Annotated in this window: 11 protein-coding genes; 4 read left to right on the forward strand and 7 right to left on the reverse strand. The window is 70.3% G+C overall.

What is annotated here, in order from left to right; all coding sequences use genetic code 11:
* Positions 1-71: 71 nt before the first annotated feature.
* The 3 genes from AWQ68_RS25160 to AWQ68_RS25170 form a co-directional block, all read right to left on the reverse strand.
* Positions 72-1,586: an FAD-dependent monooxygenase gene (locus tag AWQ68_RS25160; protein WP_245656076.1), complete on the reverse strand. Its 1,515-nt coding sequence runs from the start codon at positions 1,584-1,586 to the stop codon at positions 72-74.
* A gap of 163 nt (positions 1,587-1,749) precedes the next feature.
* On the reverse strand, positions 1,750-3,045 hold the full coding sequence (locus AWQ68_RS25165) for an erythromycin esterase family protein (RefSeq protein ID WP_066944348.1): 1,296 nt from the start codon (positions 3,043-3,045) through the stop codon (positions 1,750-1,752).
* Between the two features lie 55 nt (positions 3,046-3,100).
* Positions 3,101-3,754, reverse strand: a complete 654-nt coding sequence (locus AWQ68_RS25170; protein WP_066944350.1) for a CatB-related O-acetyltransferase — start codon at positions 3,752-3,754, stop codon at positions 3,101-3,103.
* A gap of 244 nt (positions 3,755-3,998) precedes the next feature.
* On the opposite strand from AWQ68_RS25170, the gene AWQ68_RS25175 reads away from it, so the two are divergent.
* The gene (locus AWQ68_RS25175) at positions 3,999-4,649 is read left to right on the forward strand and encodes a TetR/AcrR family transcriptional regulator (RefSeq protein WP_066944354.1); all 651 of its coding nucleotides are present in this window, start codon (positions 3,999-4,001) and stop codon (positions 4,647-4,649) included.
* Positions 4,650-4,823: 174 nt separating this feature from the next.
* On the opposite strand, the gene AWQ68_RS25180 is transcribed toward AWQ68_RS25175, so the two are convergent.
* Together AWQ68_RS25180 and AWQ68_RS25185 are read right to left on the reverse strand one after the other, a co-directional pair.
* Entirely contained in the window at positions 4,824-6,776 is a 1,953-nt protein-coding gene (locus AWQ68_RS25180; protein WP_218007019.1) for a Xaa-Pro dipeptidyl-peptidase, read from the reverse strand.
* Between the two features lie 196 nt (positions 6,777-6,972).
* Complete coding sequence (locus tag AWQ68_RS25185; RefSeq protein ID WP_066944355.1) at positions 6,973-7,926, reverse strand: LysR family transcriptional regulator; 954 nt, start codon at positions 7,924-7,926, stop codon at positions 6,973-6,975.
* Positions 7,927-8,558: 632 nt separating this feature from the next.
* On the opposite strand from AWQ68_RS25185, the gene AWQ68_RS25190 reads away from it, so the two are divergent.
* The 3 genes from AWQ68_RS25190 (at position 8,559) to AWQ68_RS25200 (ending at position 13,821) form a co-directional block, all read left to right on the forward strand.
* Positions 8,559-10,874, forward strand: coding sequence for a M64 family metallopeptidase (locus tag AWQ68_RS25190; RefSeq protein WP_066944356.1), 2,316 nt, complete (start codon positions 8,559-8,561; stop codon positions 10,872-10,874).
* Between the two features lie 1,067 nt (positions 10,875-11,941).
* Positions 11,942-12,958, forward strand: coding sequence for an ornithine cyclodeaminase (locus AWQ68_RS25195; RefSeq protein ID WP_066944357.1), 1,017 nt, complete (start codon positions 11,942-11,944; stop codon positions 12,956-12,958).
* A 206-nt stretch (positions 12,959-13,164) separates the two neighbouring features.
* The gene (locus AWQ68_RS25200; protein ID WP_066944358.1) at positions 13,165-13,821 is read left to right on the forward strand and encodes a LysE family translocator; all 657 of its coding nucleotides are present in this window, start codon (positions 13,165-13,167) and stop codon (positions 13,819-13,821) included.
* A gap of 272 nt (positions 13,822-14,093) precedes the next feature.
* Here AWQ68_RS25200 and AWQ68_RS25205 read toward each other — a convergent pair whose 3' ends face one another.
* Both AWQ68_RS25205 and AWQ68_RS25210 read right to left on the reverse strand, forming a co-directional pair.
* Positions 14,094-14,912 carry a class I SAM-dependent methyltransferase gene (locus AWQ68_RS25205; protein ID WP_306306826.1) on the reverse strand — a complete coding sequence of 273 codons (819 nt, stop codon included), beginning with the start codon at positions 14,910-14,912 and terminating at the stop codon, positions 14,094-14,096.
* 104 nt (positions 14,913-15,016) lie between these two features.
* Positions 15,017-15,871, reverse strand: a complete 855-nt coding sequence (locus tag AWQ68_RS25210; protein ID WP_066944365.1) for a DUF4253 domain-containing protein — start codon at positions 15,869-15,871, stop codon at positions 15,017-15,019.
* Positions 15,872-15,915: the final 44 nt, after the last annotated feature.

The following is a 15,915-nucleotide window of genomic DNA, read 5'->3' on the forward strand; positions in this document are numbered from 1 at the left end:
ATCGAAACGATCGTGAACCGAGCCGGGCAGCGTGTCATTCAGCCCTCAGCGTGGCGATCCGGTCGTCGTTTTCAGGGCGTGCCGAACCAGCCGGAGAGTGCTTCTCGCAGCGCGGGCGCGGCGACGTCGGTGGGCTCATCGATGGTCGCGGCCCAGGCGATGTGGGCGTCCGGACGGATCAGCAGGGCGTCGGCCGGCCGGTGGTCGGTCTTGGCGGTGTGGACGTCGACGCGATGCCGCCAGTCTCGGGCGGTCCGGCGGAGGTCCGGGCGGTCGGCGAGGTCGAGGAGGATGGGCCGCGCGGTGTGCATGAGTTCCGCGACGCTGGTCATCCCCTGGTCGGTGTGCAGCGTGAGGTCGGGGGCGAAGGCGCCGGCCAGCGTGTGGTGGTCGGAGCCGGGCATCGGGTAGCGGATGTCGGCGCCGGCGACAAGCGCTCCCATGCGGCGCAACGGCTGCTCGTCGGCGAGCAGCTCCTGGAAGACTTCCCGGAGCGCTTCGGCGGCCGCGTCGTGCCCACGCCGCAGTGCCACCTGAGCCCGGGTGTGCAGCAGGGTGCGGGCGCCGGCGAGGTGGCGTTCGCCGTGGTAGGTGTCCAGCAGACCGGCCGGCGCCCAGCCGTGGATGTCGGCGGCCAGCTTCCAGGCCAGGTTGACCGCGTCGAGCATGCCGGCATTGAGCGCCACACCGGTGGCGGGGAACAGATGCGCCGCATCACCGGCGAGCAGGATCCGCCCGTCACGGTAGCGTTCGGCCTGCCGAGCCTTGAAGGTGAAGCGCGACAGCCGAATCGGTTCTCCCACGGGCAGACGCACGCCGAGCACGCGGCGGACGCTGTCCTGGAGTTCGGACAGAGTCATCGGGATGTCGTCGTCGTATTCGGCGCTCTCGTCCTCGATGGTATAGAGCGAGACGACCTTGGAGCCAGGCGATGAGCCGACTCCGAGGAGACCGCGGTCCGTCCGGGTGAAACCCGCGCGGATCACGCCGAAGCCGGGGACGTCGAGATCGCCGTTGCCGAGCACGGTCACCGCATCGGGCAGGGTGACCTGGGCCAGCCGGTTGACCTCCGGATAGGTGGTGCCGGGGAACGGGATGCCGGCCCGGTCACGGACCGGGCTCCGTGCGCCGTCGCAGCCCACGAGGTAGCGGGCGACCATCCGGTACGGCCCGTCCGGGCCCCGCACGTCCACGGTCACCGCGGCATCGTCCTGGCTCACCCCGACCACCTCGTGTCCGCGGCGGAGGTCGACACCGAGTTCGCCGGCACGTTCGTCGAGCAGCCGCTCAAGCAGTTGTTGCGGGAGCGGCAGGGCGTGCAGCGGGGGATCCGCCAACTGGGTGAAGTCCAGGTGCACACCGCCGAACGGGAACCGGGGAGCCGGGACAGGGCTGGTGCAGGCTGCTTCGAATCGTTCGAGCACGCCTCGGTAGCGCAGCAGCTCCAGGATCTGCCCGCCGAGGCCACCGGCCTTCGGGGTGTCTCGGCGCTGCGGCTGCCGCTCAAGTACCAGCGGTCGCACACCGGCCAAAAGCAGTTCGGCGGCCAGCATGAGACCGGTCGGGCCGGCACCCACAATGATCACGTCGGCGTGATGCCGACCCGGCGGCGGCGTGGCCGGGGTGGGATCGTGATGCTTCATATCGATGATGCCCTTCCAATCGTGTCGTTCGGTTCCAGGCACCCACCCTGCCTCAATGGCGGGTGCGGGTGGACCTCACCCTGACGGCATGGAGGAACCGGCTCCCTCAACTTTTGACGTCGTCGGCCACGGTGGAGGTCGGGGTGGTGAGGATGCCGTCGAACGCGTCGAGGACGGGGGTGTGCACGTAGGCGCTTTGAATCCGGATGCGGTCGGGGCCAAGGGCGAGACCGGCGTCACCGGGGACCTCTCGGCGTGCCCGGCGAAGGTCGGCGATGCCGAGCCCCAGGCCGGCATCGGCGAAGGCGGCTTCGACGCTTCCCGGCTCGGGTGCCTCCAACGCGGTGTCGTCGATGGCGAAGCCGAAGCGCGCGCTCTCGTCGGGGCGCATGTCGGCTGTGTGTCCGGTGGGACTCGTCAGGGCGAGGGCGAAGTACTCATCGCCGAGAACGCGGTGCAGGTGCTGTCCCATCGGCAGGCCCGTGAGGTGACCGTTGAAGGAGATCGGAACCTTCTGGATGTGGGCGTTGTGGGCCGCCAGCACGACCCGGGTCCCAGGTTCAAGGCGCTCCAGATGCCACAGGACCGACTCGGCCATGTAGACGTCGCGGGCCGAGGTGTCGGCGGTCAGCCCGTTTCCGGCGTAGAGGCCGGCCATGGCGCGGAAGCCGTAGTCGGCGTGGCACGCGGCTTCGAGGCGACGCAGGGCGATGTCATAGCTGCGCTGGTCGCCGCGGGAAAGGTACAGCGCTTCGACGGCGCGGAACCGGATGAGCAGGCGCATCAGGACAGCGCTGAGGGCGTCCTGTTCGGCGGTGGCCAGGCGTGTCCAGGCCGGTGCGGCCGAGGCCGCGGAGGCGCCGGCGAACGATTCGGCGATCCGCATCGCCGTCTGGATGACCGGTAGGGCTTCGGGATCGATCTCGCGGAGGTAGTCGGCGACCGGCGCCAGGGCGGGAACCAAGGATCCACCGGCCGCCGGGATGTCGATCCCGGCGAAACGCACCGGCTTGGAGGCTGTGGCATTGTGCCGGCGCATCCAGCGCAGCGGCTCATCGACTCCCACGGGGATCGCCTCGGCGAGATGGGCCGACAGATCATCATCCGTTCCCTCCCCCTGGGCCCAGGCGTCAAGGGGGAAGCCTTCGCTCAAGCCGTATTCGAAGGCCAGGACGGTGAAACCGCAGCGCTCGACCAGGAACCGCAGGATGCGCCGGCGCATGAGTGAGAACTCGGTGATGAAGTGGGAGTTCTCACCGAGCGCGACGACGCGCGCGTCGCCGATGATGTCGCGTAGCGGCTCCAGGTCATCGAGCGGCGCCTCGGGGTCGAGGTGGGTGAGCGGGACGGCATGGCCGCGAAGCCAGCGGGCGAACGGGTTGTGGTGGGACGAAGCAGGCATGCTGATGGCTCGATTCCGAAGTGCTGGAACTGTGGGGTGCTGGAACGCGAGTCGATCACCGGCTCCGGAGCTCGGGCGCCGCCTTCTCCAGGTCGTCGATGCTCCCGGACATGATCGTGCGGATGTGCTCGGTGATGTGCTGGAGCGGCCAGTCCCACCAGGCCAGAGCGAGGAGGCGGTCGATGTCCGCATCGCTGTAGCGGCGGCGGATGAGCCTGGCCGGGTTGCCCCCGACGATGCCGTAGTCGGGGACGTCGTCGACGACGACGGAACCGGAGGCGATGATCGCTCCGTGGCCGATGCGGACGCCGGGCATCACCATGGACCGGTAGCCGATCCAGACGTCGTTGCCCACCACGGTGTCACCCCGTCCGGGCAGGCCGGTGATGAGGTCGAAGTGCTCGGCCCAGGAACCGCCCATGATCGGGAAAGGGAACGTCGAGGGGCCGTCCATGCGGTGGTTGGCGCCGTTCATGATGAACCGCACGCCCTCGCCCAACGCGCAGAACTTCCCGATGACCAGCTTTTCCGGCCCGTAGTGGTAGAGCACGTTGCGGGTCTCGAAGGCGGTCGGATCATCCGGATCGTCGTAGTAGGAGAACTCCCCGACCTCGATCAGCGGCGAGGTGACCAGCGGCTTCAGCAGCACCACCCGCGGCTCCTCGGGCATGGGATGCACCACGGTCGGGTCGGCGGGAACAGGTGACATCACGAATCGTTTCCTTCCTGGAGCTGTCTGCGAGCCTGAGAGACGTCAGGCCTTGGCACGGGAAGCCGGAGTCGCGTGCGCGGCAGGATGAGCGGCCTGCCAGGGCCGACACAGCAGGGCGACCGTCAAAGGCCGCATGACCGGGCGAATGCCCGGAAGAACATCGATAGCTCCACTAGTGCGACAACTGATGCATTAAGATACTGACATGACGCCGTCCCACCGGCAAACCGGATTACCCGCGATGACTCCCTCAGCACCACGACCGGAGGACGACCGGCCCGCGCCACCGACCCGGCGCCGGCCCGGTGGCCGTACCGCCCGTATTCGTACGCAGGTACTCGACGCGGTCCTCGCAGAGCTTGGAGAGCACGGTTATGACGGGCTCACCATGGACGCCGTCGCCGCGCGCGCGGGCGTGAACCGCGCAACGGTGTACCGGCGTTGGGGAGACGTCGGCGGCTTGCTCGCCGACGTCCTCGACGCGGCGGGCGAGGACGACTGGCAACCGCCGGACACCGGCTCGCTGGTCGGCGACCTGGCAGCGCTGAACCATGAGATCCAGGCAGCCCTGACTGCGCAGCCGCCGGTCGTCACAGCCCTGATCGCCGCCTCGTTCCGCTCCGAGAGAGCCGACCGCGCCCAACAGCGGCTTTGGGAGGACCGCTACGCCCGGTGCGAGATCATCGTCAGCAGGGCGGTCCGGCGCGGCGAACTCCCGTCGCCCACCGACGCTCGGCCACTGCTCATCGCCTCCACCGCGCCGCTGTACCACCAGCTGCTGCTCCTCCGCACACCACCCGACCCCCACCTGCCCGAGCACGCGGCCAGAACCGCCGCCCTCGCCGCGTCCGCCGGCGCCTTCGCCGAACCCCCGTCTGTTGGCGACACCTGACGGGGCCCCGTCGTCTCGCCTCCCGTCTCGACATCGACCGCGCGTTCAGCGGGACCACTCGTGCCAACCGGGTCGGCCTTGACCAGGCCCTCTCCCGACGTGAAAAGGCCCGCCCGCCGCGTTCTGCGGCGGGCGGGCCTGTGCTCGGCGGTCACTCGCGTGTCGCGGTCCCGGTCAGCCGTTCGCCGCGGTGAGCGCGGCCGCCCCGCCGACGAGCGGCAGCGTGACCGTGCTCTTCGTCGTGTCCAGGTACAGGGTCGTGCCGGGAGCGGGCCGGACCGTGTACTCGTAGTCGCTCGACAGCAGCACGACGCCGATGCGGTGTCCCGCGGCGAAGACGTAGTCGTGCGGCTGCAGGTCGACGTCGATGCGGTACGGGGTGCCCGGCTTGACCGGCTCGGTCCGCGAGATCGACTTGCGGTTCTGCGGGTCCGTCCAGCCCCGGGTGATGATCTTCGCCTTGCCGTTCTGGTCGTAGTCGACGAGCAGCGCCGTGACGTTCGCGGCCGGCCGGCCGAAGGACATCCGCAGCGACACCTGCGGCGTGCCGCTGAGGCGGACCGCGCCCGTCAGCGCCCCCGTCTTGTACGCCAGGCGGTTGGGCGAGGTCGCGGCGTCGGCGAGCGTCTGGGCCCGCTTCGTGGCGTCGTCGACGATCGTCTCGGTCACCGGCTTGCCCTGGCGGGTCCGGTCGAGGGTGAGCTCACCGGCGGCCCCGCCGTCGCCCGGCGCCAGGTTGAGCTCGGTGTCCGCGGCGGCGGGCTCGGGCCACTCCGGGTAGTTCACCAGCGTCCTGTCCTCCCGCTGGATCAGCGCCCGCGGGTCGTTCTCCACGCCGTTCTCGTAGCCCCAGAGGTAGCGGGTGAACCAGCGGTTGAGCACGTCGACGCTGGGAGAGCCGCCGTGGCCGCCCTGGTGCAGGTAGATCTTGTGCGGCACCCCGCGCGCCTTGAGCGCCTCGTACCACTGCGCGGCGTGCTTGGTCTTGACGTTCCAGTCGTTGAGCCCGTGCGCGACCAGCACCGCGGCGTGGACTTTGCCCACGTCGTTCATGTAGTTGCGCTCGTCCCAGAAGGCGTTGTAGTCGCCGGTGACCCGGTCCTGCGCCTTCGCGAGATCCTCGATGACGTTCCGGCAGATCTGCTTGTCCGCGCGGGTGTAGACGTACTCCGCGAGCACGTCGGTGTCCTCGCCCTGGTAGCCGCCCGGGGCGACGACGGCGCCGTTCGCGCGGTAGTAGTCGTACCAGTTGGAGATCGCCGAGATCGGCACGATCGCCTCCAGGCCCTCGACGCCGGTGCTCGCGACCGCGTTGGGCAGGGTGCCGTTGTACGACGTGCCGATCATGCCGACCTTGCCGGTCGTCCACGTCGCGTGGACCTCCCGGCCCGCGGCGTCGTAGGCCTTGGCGCGGCCGTTCAGCCAGTCGACGACGGACTTCGCGCCGATCGTCTCGTTGCGCCCGCCGGTGGTCGGGCAGCCGTCGGACTTGCCGCTGCCCAGCGACTCGGCGTGGACCACCGCGAAGCCGCGAGGAAGCCAGTTGGCCTCGTGGCTGGTGCTGATGGCGGGCTGCGGGCCGGTGCCCGCCGGGCCGGCGTCGGCGGCGGCCGCCTCGTCCACGCCGGCGGCGGCGGCCAGCCGCTCGTCGGCCGCCGGATCCTTCACCGGACCGCCGCGGTTCAACCAGCCCTTGCCCGGCCGGAGCGCCTCGTGGAGCTCGTGGTCGACATTGTGGTTGGCGACCGCGTTGCCTCCGGCGTAGTAGGGGCTGGCCTCGTACACGACGGGAGACTTCAGGCCGGCCGTCTCGGTCTCCTTGAGCCGGGTCACCTCGGCGTGCACCCGGTCGTTGCGGCCGTCGCCGTCACTGTCGATCGGGGTCTCGATCCACACTTCCTCGCGGATCCAGTCGTTGCGGTTGGACGAGAACACCGGCTGGGCCATGCCGTCCTGGAAGACCGGTCCGGCGGGGGCGGCCGCCCCGGCCGCGGCCGGGGTCGCGGCGACCGCGGCGAGGGTCATGGCGGCGGCGAGGCCCAGCGCGGCGGCGCCGCGACGCGCTGATCTCCGAGTACGGAACGCGGTCGGAGCCACAGGGCCCGTCATCCGGTGCGGCAGAGACATCGGCAAACCTTCCCCTAACGATCAGGGCGGGAGGGGCCGAAAAGCCGGCCCCATCGGGGGGTCAAGGGACCGTAAATCCAGCCCCAAGAAGGCCCGATGGTAGGGACAGGCGGTGCGGAATGTCTTCGGACGTCCGCTCTGTGTCGATCGAGGCGTTTCCGACAAATGTCGGGTAGCGGTGGCCCCGAACGCCGTGCTATCCGGCGGGCGGGGTGGCGCCGTGCCGGGCCATCCAGGCGGCGTAGTGGGGGCGGTCGGCGATGGCCTCGCGGTGCGCCTGCGCGGCGAACTCGGCCAGCTCCTCGGCTCGGGCGGCGAGCGGCCCGTCCCGCCGCCAGGCCACCAGGTGCCTGAGCCACAGCGGGGTGCCGGCGAGCGGGCGCACGACGATCCCGGGACCGTCCTGCACCGTGGCCTGGCAGGGGGAGATCGCGTGACCTCCGGCGACGAGCTGCCGGATCATCGCCTGCTCGGTCATGCTGTGCGGGACGCGGGGGGTGAAGCCCACCTGGCGGCAGGCGGAGTAGACGCACTCCGGCCAGCCGACGCCGTCCGGCGGCGAGATCACCCAGTCGTCCCCGGCGAGGTCGGCGAGATCGACCTCCTCCCGTCCGGCCAGCGGGTGGTCGCTGCTCATCAGCACGAAGACCGGCTCGGTGGCGATCAGGCGCATGCCGACCGAAGGTGGCGCGGGCAGCTCGTTGCCCGGATAGTCGACGAGGGTCGCCGCGTCCAGGCGCCGGGAGGCCAGCAGGTCGAGCAGCAGCCGGGGCGAATACTCCGTGTGCAGGGTGACCGACAGGTCGGGCACGCTGAAGAGCCGGGTGACCAGGCCGGACAGCACGGGCGTCACGTACCCGCCGATCCGCGCCACGTCGGTCCGGCCGTCGTACGCGCCGGCGCCGGAGACCAGCTCGTCCACGGCCAGCAGGATGGACCGGGCGCGGGCGAGCACGAACTGGCCGAAGGGCGTCGGGGTGACGCCGAGCCGGCTCCGCCGGAAGATCTGGCCGCTCAGGGCGCCCTCCACGCGTTGCAACTGCGCGGTGAGCGCGGGCTGCGAGACACCCACGGCGTTGGCCGCCCGGCTCAGGCTCCCGGCGTCCGCGATGGCGCAGATGACGCGAAGGTGGCGAAGCTCCACCTGCACTCAGGCCCCTCCTTTCACCACCATAACGCGAGCAATATAGCCCTCCATTAATTGATATTTGGTGACACGAGCGTCGCGCTTCTGAGCCAAAGGCGGGGCCGTGCACGCGTTGCCCACGTCGGCCCGAGGCCCGCTCGCCGGCCTCGCCCTCGTGGGCGGCCCGCGCTTTCGGCGGGAAGTCGGTCCGCCGGGCCCGTCCGCGGGGGTGCGCAGGGACGCATCGCGCCGTTGAGGCGATCAGGTGGGTCGGCGGCTGCAGGTGTTCCGCGCGCCTCCGGATGATCCGGTGGGCCGGCGACCGCGGGCGTTCCGCGCGGCCTCCGGTGCTCGGGTGGGTCGGCGGACGCGGCGTTCGGCGCGGTCTCCACGTGATCGGTGGGTCGGCGGACGCAGGCGTTTCGCGCGGTCTCCACGTGATCGGGCGCGACGAGTTCGGGGCGGCGGGGCGCTCGCTGGAGTGCGGGACTTCGCCCAGGTCAGCGAGGGAGACGCGGCCGAGAGCCAGGCGACGACGCATCTGTGCCGACCGTAGCCATAAATCCGGAGTTATCCCGACATGGGATGTGCCTGGGGAGCGGCGAAGCCCGATAGTGCAGGCACGCCCCCTTTCCCGCTCTGGAGGTTCCCTCCCCATGCGTGCACGAAGGCCGCTCGCGGCCCTGGCGGCCGTCCCGCTGGCCGCCGCTCTGATCACCGTCCCTCCCGCGCAGGCCGCCGATGTCGGCAGCGCCACCGTGGTCCCGATCCAGGTCACCGGTGACCCCGCCAAGCGGTTCAACTTGATCATCATGGGCGACGGCTACACCGCGAACGAGCTGTCCACCTTCGCGGCCGACACCGACCAGCAGCTCAACGTGATGTGGTCCATCGAGCCGTACAAGTCGTACCGGAACTACTTCAACGTCTACCGGGTGGACATCGTGTCCGGTGAGTCCGGCATCGGCTGCGACCCCGACCTGGCCTCCGGCAAGAAGAACACCCCGCTGAGCATGGCCTTCTGGGGCGGATGCAGCGCCTCCAGCGTGCAGCGGCTGATCACCATGAGCAACACCGCGGCCAACACCTACGCCAACAAGGTGGCCGGGACGAACAGCGCCAACCGGCAGATCCTCGCCCTCGCCAACAGCGGGACGTACGGCGGAGCGGGCGGCACCTACGCCACCTCCTCCGGGCACAACTCGATGTCCGCCCTCATCGCGCCGCACGAGATCGGCCACTCGCTCGGCGGCCTGCAGGACGAGTACACGTACTACAGCCGCGGCGTCGACGGCGGCCCGTACTCCGGTGGCGAGCCCAGCTCCACGCACCACACCCTGCTCACCGAGCAGCAGATGAAGGACCAGCAGAAGAAGTGGTGGCGCTGGCTCGGCGAGTCGAGCGAGGCCGGCGGCACCATCGGCAGGTACGAGGGCGGCCTGTACTACAGCAGCAAGGTCTGGCGCCCGAGCGAGCACTCGATCATGCGGACGCTCGGCTACTACTACGACCAGGTCGGCCGCGAGGTGATGACCCAGCGGATCGCCGCCAAGACCAGCCTGATCCAGGACAGCACGCCCACCACGGCCAAGGTCGGCGCCGACCGGGTCCTCTGGGTGGAGCCGCTGCACCCCAACAGCCACGCGCTGACCACCACGTGGAGCGTGGACGGCGCCGCCGTGTCCGCCCGCGGCGCCGCGCTCGACCTGCGCAGCCTGAAGCTGGCGCCCGGCACGCACACGGTCAAGGCGACCGTGACCGACCAGACGGACTTCGTCCGCGACCCCGCCATCCGCGGCGGCGCGCTCACCGCGACCCGCACCTGGACGGTGGACACCGCCGTGACCACCACGCCGGCCCAGGTCGCACCCGGACTGCGCTCGTCCACCCCCACCGAGCGCGCCGTGGCCCACGACGAGGTCGTGTACGTCGAGACCACCCACCCCGACGACACCGTGCCCGCGGTCACCTGGGCTCTGGACGGCACCGCCCTCGGCGAGACCGGCCCGGTCCTGGACCTGTCCGCGCTCGACCTGGCCCCCGGCAACCACACGCTGACCGCCTCGGCGGGCGGCGACACGCGCACCTGGACGGTGGACAACACCCCGCCCACCACCGAGTACGAGCTGTCGGAGCCGCTGGCGAAGTCCGGCGAGAGCTATGTGTTCAACGGCCCGTTCACCATGCGCCTCACCGGCAAGGACGACCGGGACGGATACGTGGTGCGCGAGTCCCGCGTGGACGGCGACGGCTGGTTCAACTACTTCGGCTGGCCGACGTCCGCCGACGAGCCGTGGCTGTTCACCGAGAAGGGCACGGTCATCGACAGCCTCACCTACGGCAAGCTGCCGCGCGGCAGGCACACCGTCGAGTACCGGTCGATCGACCCCAGCGGCAACTACGGGACGCCGAAGAACTTCACCGTGACCACCCTCGCCGCACCGCCCGAGTGCACGACCACGATCACCGGCACCCGGAACGGCGCGCTGTCCGTGCGGTCGGGCGTCACCTGCCTCGACGACGCCCGGATCAACGGCGGGGTGACCGTCGCCTCCGGCGCGTCCCTGGTCGTCAAGGGCGGCGCGATCAACGGATCGCTGAACGCGACCGGCGCCGCGGAGATCCACCTGCTCAAGGCGACCGTGCACGGATCCGTCGCGATCCACGGCACCACCGGCCAGCTCGTCGTCGCGGGCTCCGACCTGCGCGGCTCGGTCGGGCTGACCGGCAACACCACCGTGGACGCCCCGGTCGTCACCGGCACCTCCGTGCGCGGCGGCCTCGCCTGCAGCGGCAACACCCCCGCACCGTCCGACGCCGGCGTGGCGAACGGGGTCACCGGCGCCGGCCAGTGCGCCGAGCTGGTCGCCGACCCGCGGGCCAAGGGCAAGGACGCCCCGTACGCGGCGGTGCGCGGCAGCAACGTGCCCGAGCACGGCGAGGCGGCCGCGTACGAGCACGCGCACGAGTGATAGCCGGCCGGGGCGTCCCCTCCCGCCCCGGCTTCCCCCCGCCCGGGGGCGCAGGGACACACGTCCCTCCGCCCCCGGGCGGCGCCGTTTCCGGCGGTGAGTGGGCGGGCGGGGGCGACCGGGGACGCCCTTGCTTACCGACGTTGGCGAACGCGCCGGGCGGGGGCGACCGGGAGACGTCTGCCGGGGCGCCTGGTTCCCGACGGCGGGGGAGTACGCCGTTCCGGGCTTGGTTCTTGTCCGGGGGGAGTGCGCCGACATGATCGAGTGGCTTCGGCTACGGCGGCGTTCGCGGTTTCGCCCTTCGGGCGATGCCGCCAGGACACGTATCCGATGCCCTTCGTCCATCGATTTTTGCCTTGCTCCATCGGTGGTGGGAATCCGTCCGTATTTGTGACCGGCGCCGTGGCGGTGGCGCGAGACGCAATCGGTGACCTATTGACGATGTCCCGACTTGTCCGTCTAATACTTAAGCGGGCATTAAAGGCGGGAGTGACGTATCGTGCCCCGCCGCCCGTCAGGGCGACCGGCGGGCGATATGTCGTCTGCCCGCGCGAAGAAGCCGCGTCGGCGAGAAATCTCACACCCGGGCACTGAATCGGATGAACGCAGGAGTGACCCACCGTGGACGAGAGAACCGCCCAGACGTGATCGCCCTCGGTGCAATCTCCGCTCGCACTCGCGCCATTGGCGACGATTTCGAATCCCGGTCGCCTGGTGAGGTGGCGTCGTGACCTCACTGCGGTGGGCGGAAATCATGACCGATCCCTGGAAAGGCGACGGTTGGCGACGTGGCGGCGCGCCGATTGCTCGCTCCGCGCCCCTGTCGCTTTGCCGGGGCCGGCGGAAACCGGAATCCCGGTACACCTTCGACTCAGTGCGGGTGCAGCCATCTCCCGGGGACATCGACCAGCGCGGCACGCCGGAACCCGGCGACCGCGCCGACGCCGCCTGCCCACGCCGGGCGGCGGCGCGCAGTATCGCGAAATCCCGACGGCGGACGAACGGCGCGCGACATGCCTGGTGCTCCGTTTTCCGCTCCGGCTGAGCTGAAGGTGAGGACTCGAATGGCCGCGGTTCCCGATGACGCCCTGCTGTACCTGAACGGCGCCGACGTGTCCGCGCTCTGCGCGCGGATCCCCGTGACCGACGTGGTGCGGGCCACCTTCCAGGAGAGCCGGCGCGGGAACGCGGGCGTGTCGCCGGAGGCCGCCCTGCGCTGGACCACTCCCGACGGGTACGCGGCCCGGAGCCTGATCCTGCCCGCCTGGGCCGGGGACGACCGCGGCTGCAAGATCATCAACGCGAGCATGGGCAACGAGCGCAACGGCCTGCCCCGCGCGCACGGCCTGATCGTGCTCAACGATCCCGAGAGCGCGATGCCGCGCTGCCTCATGGAGGGGGCGCGCATCAGCGCCCTGCGGACCGCCGCGGTCTCGGTCGTCGCCCTGGAGGCGGTACGCCCTCTCGCGGACGTGGGACACGTGGCCTTCCTCGGCTGCGGCAGGCAGGCCGCCACCCACCTGGAGTTGCTGCGCCAGCACTGCCCCCGACTGAGCCGCGTCACGGTCTTCGACGCCGATCGCGGCCGAGCTGAGCGGTTCGCCGCCGACGCCGGGATGCGCGTGCAGGTGGTCGGAACGGCGCTCGCCGCGGTACGCGACGCGGAGATCACGGTGGCGGTGACCACGACCACCACGCCGTACGTCGAGCTGGACTGGCTCCCGCCCGGCGGGATCTTCGTGAACGTCTCGCTCGACGACGCGACCGAGGATCTCCTGCTGGGCTGCGACCATCTGTTCGTGGACGACTGGGCTCTCGTGGCCGCGGACTCGCACCGCCTCCTGGGCCGGCTGTACCGCGCGGGCAAGGCCGCCGCACCGGACGCTCCGGGCGACGCGCGGGGACGCCGGGTGGACGCGGAGCTTCCGGTGCTGGTGTCCGGCGGCTACCACCGCCCCATCGCCGCGCACGAGCGAGTGGTGATCAACCCCTTCGGCATGGGCATGAACGACATCGCTCTCGCCGCCGCCGTATACGAGCGGGCCGTCTCAGAAGGCGTCGGCCGCTGGCTCGAACGCTGACCTCGTAGGGAGACGCGGAGAGCGACTGAAGGCAAAACAACATTGCTCCGAGTGCAATGAGAAATATTGCACTCAGCCGGCTCGGTGGAATAGCCTCAAAGCAGCCTTCCAATTCGGCGCGAATGGCCTTCCGAAAGGTGGGCCTTCATTCGTGCGTCACGATGCCCTGATCCGTATGGGCCGATCGTAGAAAGAAGGCGGCGTCGATGGTCGAACAGAGTGCGATTCTGGGCGTGGTTTCCGTCGCTCTCGGAATGGTGCTTTCTCCGGGGCCGAACATGATGTATCTCGTTTCACGGAGCATCAGCCAGGGGCGGCGGGCCGGAGTCATGTCGCTGTCCGGAGTCGTGGCCGGATTCCTCATATACCTGGTCGGGACGAACCTCGGTCTGGCGGTGCTGTTCACCGCGGTTCCGCAAATCCTCACGCTGATCAGACTGGTCGGGGCCGCATATCTGCTGTGGCTCGCCTGGAAGACGGTCAAGCCGGGCGGCGTTTCGGTGTTCACCGTTCAGGACATACCCCCAGATCCGCCGCGCCGGCTTTTCGCGATGGGGCTGATGACGAATCTGCTCAATCCGAAGATCGCCATCCTCTATATATCCGTCATTCCGCAGTTCATCGACCTCGGCAAAGGGAATGTGCTGCTCCAGGGCATCATTCTCGGCGGTTTCCAGATAATCGTCGCCACCACGGTGAACCTGTCGATCGTGCTCGCCGCCGGCGGCATCGCCGGCTTTCTCGCCCGCCGCCCCACCTGGCTGCGGGCGCAGCGGGTCGTCATGGGCAGCACGCTCGGGGTGCTGGCCGTCATGCTCGCCTTGAGCGACAACAGCGGAAGCGGCTCACACATGGCGACCTGACGGAGCAGCAGCGGGCGAGTTCGACCCGGCCCGCGCTTCTCGCAGGTGAACGTTCTCCTGTCAGCGCCTCCGCACCCCGCCTGTCGACGTACTCACCGTCGGCGGCGACATCGTCGAGAGCGGCACCGTCTCCTACCACCCGTCTCAAGGCCGACACGTCAGGCGAACGAAGCTTGAGAGCTCCCGCCGCCTTTCGGTGATCGCGGCAGCGGGAGACGTGCGTCGTACGACGGCGATCTCCCGCGCCCGTCTTCGTGCCGGCCTACTCCGGCCTACTCCGGCTTGCTCGCGCGGATCGAGTAGAGCAGCGGCACCCGCGGCTGTCCTGCGGGGAAGTGATAGCGCTCGCCGTCCTGTTCCAGCGCCGCGAAGTGCGCGAAGAGGGTGAAGTCGTGCTCGTGGAGGAACTCCACCCGGAGACCGGCCGCCGTCAGAGCACTGACGACGTCGCCGATGCCGTGCCGCCACTCGACCGTCACGCGCGCGCTCATCTCGGCGTTTCCGTCGGTGTACGTGCCGGGCTCGTCCCATACGGTCGGATCCTGGTGGAAGTAGTCGTACGCGACGGTGCGCCCGTCTTCGCCGAGGATGTCGGCGTAGGGGTGGAACTCGGCCAGGTAGAGGAAGCCGCCGGGGGCGACGAGGGTGGCCGCCGTCTGCGCCCAGCGCCCGATGTCCGGAAGCCAGCACAGGGCGCCCAGGCCGGTGTAGACGATGTCGAAGGTCTGCGGAGCGAGCGCCTGCACGGCGTCGTAGACGTCCGCGGCCACGAAACGGGCGCTGCCGACGCCGATCCGCTCGGCGATGTCCCTGGCCGCGTCCACCGCGGGCTCGGAGAAGTCGAGGCCGGTGACGACGGCTCCGCGCCGGGCCCACGACAACGTGTCCAAACCGATGTGGCACTGCAGGTGGAGCAGGGTCTTGCCGGCGACGTCCCCCACCTCGGCGAGTTCGAAGTCGCGCAGCGCGTCCTTGCCCGCGACGAAGGCGGACACGTCGTAGAAGTCGCTTGCCACATGGATGGGGACGCGCTCATCCCAGTTGGCGCGGTTGACCGCGCGCCAGTCCATGGATGCCGGGGTCGATGTCACGACGGGCCACGGTAGCGAAACGCCCCCAGGCCACTCAAACCGTTTGTCGTCCCGCTCAACCGGGCGGGGAATGTCGGAAAACCGGGTAATCCGCCGTCACGTGTTCAGTCCCACCAGAAGTCCCAGGAGCTCGCGCCGATCAACCGTTCGGCGTACGACCTGAGCGTCCCGTCCGGGTGGCCCTGCCCGACGTTGTCGGGGCAGAACACGAAATGCTCCGCCGCCACGTGCAGCGCCTCCGGCAAGGTCGTCGGCGGCGCGGCGACGCTGAGGTGGAGGGTGTCGAAGCCCACGGACACCACCCGGACGCCGAAACGGTCCTCCCAGCTCCGCAGCATCGCCGACAGCGGCGGCGTCTCGTGATGGTTGACCGGGCCCAGCCAGCCCATCGCGGTCAGCGCGTCGGCGCCTCGCTCCGCCGCCACCAGGCCGAGATGCGCCGGTCGAGCGGCCATGTGCTCCGCGAACCGGTCGGCGACCTCCGCGGGATCCCGGGTCATGGCCGGCGCGGCGGCCAGGCCCGGACACTCGCGCCCGAACGGTTCGAGATGTTTCAGGCCGAAACCCTGGTCGTCCCCGTCGCCTTCCTCGGCCCAGCTCGCCCACTCCGCGGCCATGAAGCCGGCGGCGTCGTGCCGGTCGATCTCGGCCACCGGCCAGTACGTGAGTTCGCCGTCGGCCCACGGGCGGTCCTCGCCGTACGACAGATCGTGGGACAGGAGGAGCGGCCAGAGACCCGATCGCGAATGCTGCGCGCGGAACGCGGACCACACCTCCGCGTCCACCGGCCGGGCGCTCATCCACAGCACGGGGCGATCGGCCGCCGCGTCGTCCGAGTCCGTCATGGACGGATCCGGCGCGACGAGCCGGCCGTCGGGCGGGGCCACCTCCAGCACGCGGTGCCTGCCGTCGTCGGGCAGGAGCTGTGCCAGCTCGTCGGGCACGGCGAACTCGGGCATCGGGTCTCCTCGGGTTCCGGACCAACCGTCGCGTCCCGCGTACG

This window comes from Microtetraspora fusca (genome assembly GCF_001570365.1).
In the GTDB taxonomy this organism is placed as follows: Bacteria; Actinomycetota; Actinomycetes; order Streptosporangiales; family Streptosporangiaceae; genus Microtetraspora; species Microtetraspora fusca.

What these genes read in the sequence shown, in the direction of transcription:
- AWQ68_RS25210 (WP_066944365.1), bottom strand. Translation starts at nt 15,871, where the DNA reads ATGCCCGAGTTCGCCGTGCCCGACGAGCTGGCACAGCTCCTGCCCGAC.
- AWQ68_RS25175 (WP_066944354.1), top strand. Translation starts at nt 3,999, where the DNA reads ATGACTCCCTCAGCACCACGACCGGAGGACGACCGGCCCGCGCCACCG.
- AWQ68_RS25195 (WP_066944357.1), top strand. Translation starts at nt 11,942, where the DNA reads ATGGCCGCGGTTCCCGATGACGCCCTGCTGTACCTGAACGGCGCCGAC.
- AWQ68_RS25180 (WP_218007019.1), bottom strand. Translation starts at nt 6,776, where the DNA reads ATGTCTCTGCCGCACCGGATGACGGGCCCTGTGGCTCCGACCGCGTTC.
- AWQ68_RS25200 (WP_066944358.1), top strand. Translation starts at nt 13,165, where the DNA reads ATGGTCGAACAGAGTGCGATTCTGGGCGTGGTTTCCGTCGCTCTCGGA.
- AWQ68_RS25190 (WP_066944356.1), top strand. Translation starts at nt 8,559, where the DNA reads ATGCGTGCACGAAGGCCGCTCGCGGCCCTGGCGGCCGTCCCGCTGGCC.
- AWQ68_RS25165 (WP_066944348.1), bottom strand. Translation starts at nt 3,045, where the DNA reads ATGCCTGCTTCGTCCCACCACAACCCGTTCGCCCGCTGGCTTCGCGGC.
- AWQ68_RS25170 (WP_066944350.1), bottom strand. Translation starts at nt 3,754, where the DNA reads ATGTCACCTGTTCCCGCCGACCCGACCGTGGTGCATCCCATGCCCGAG.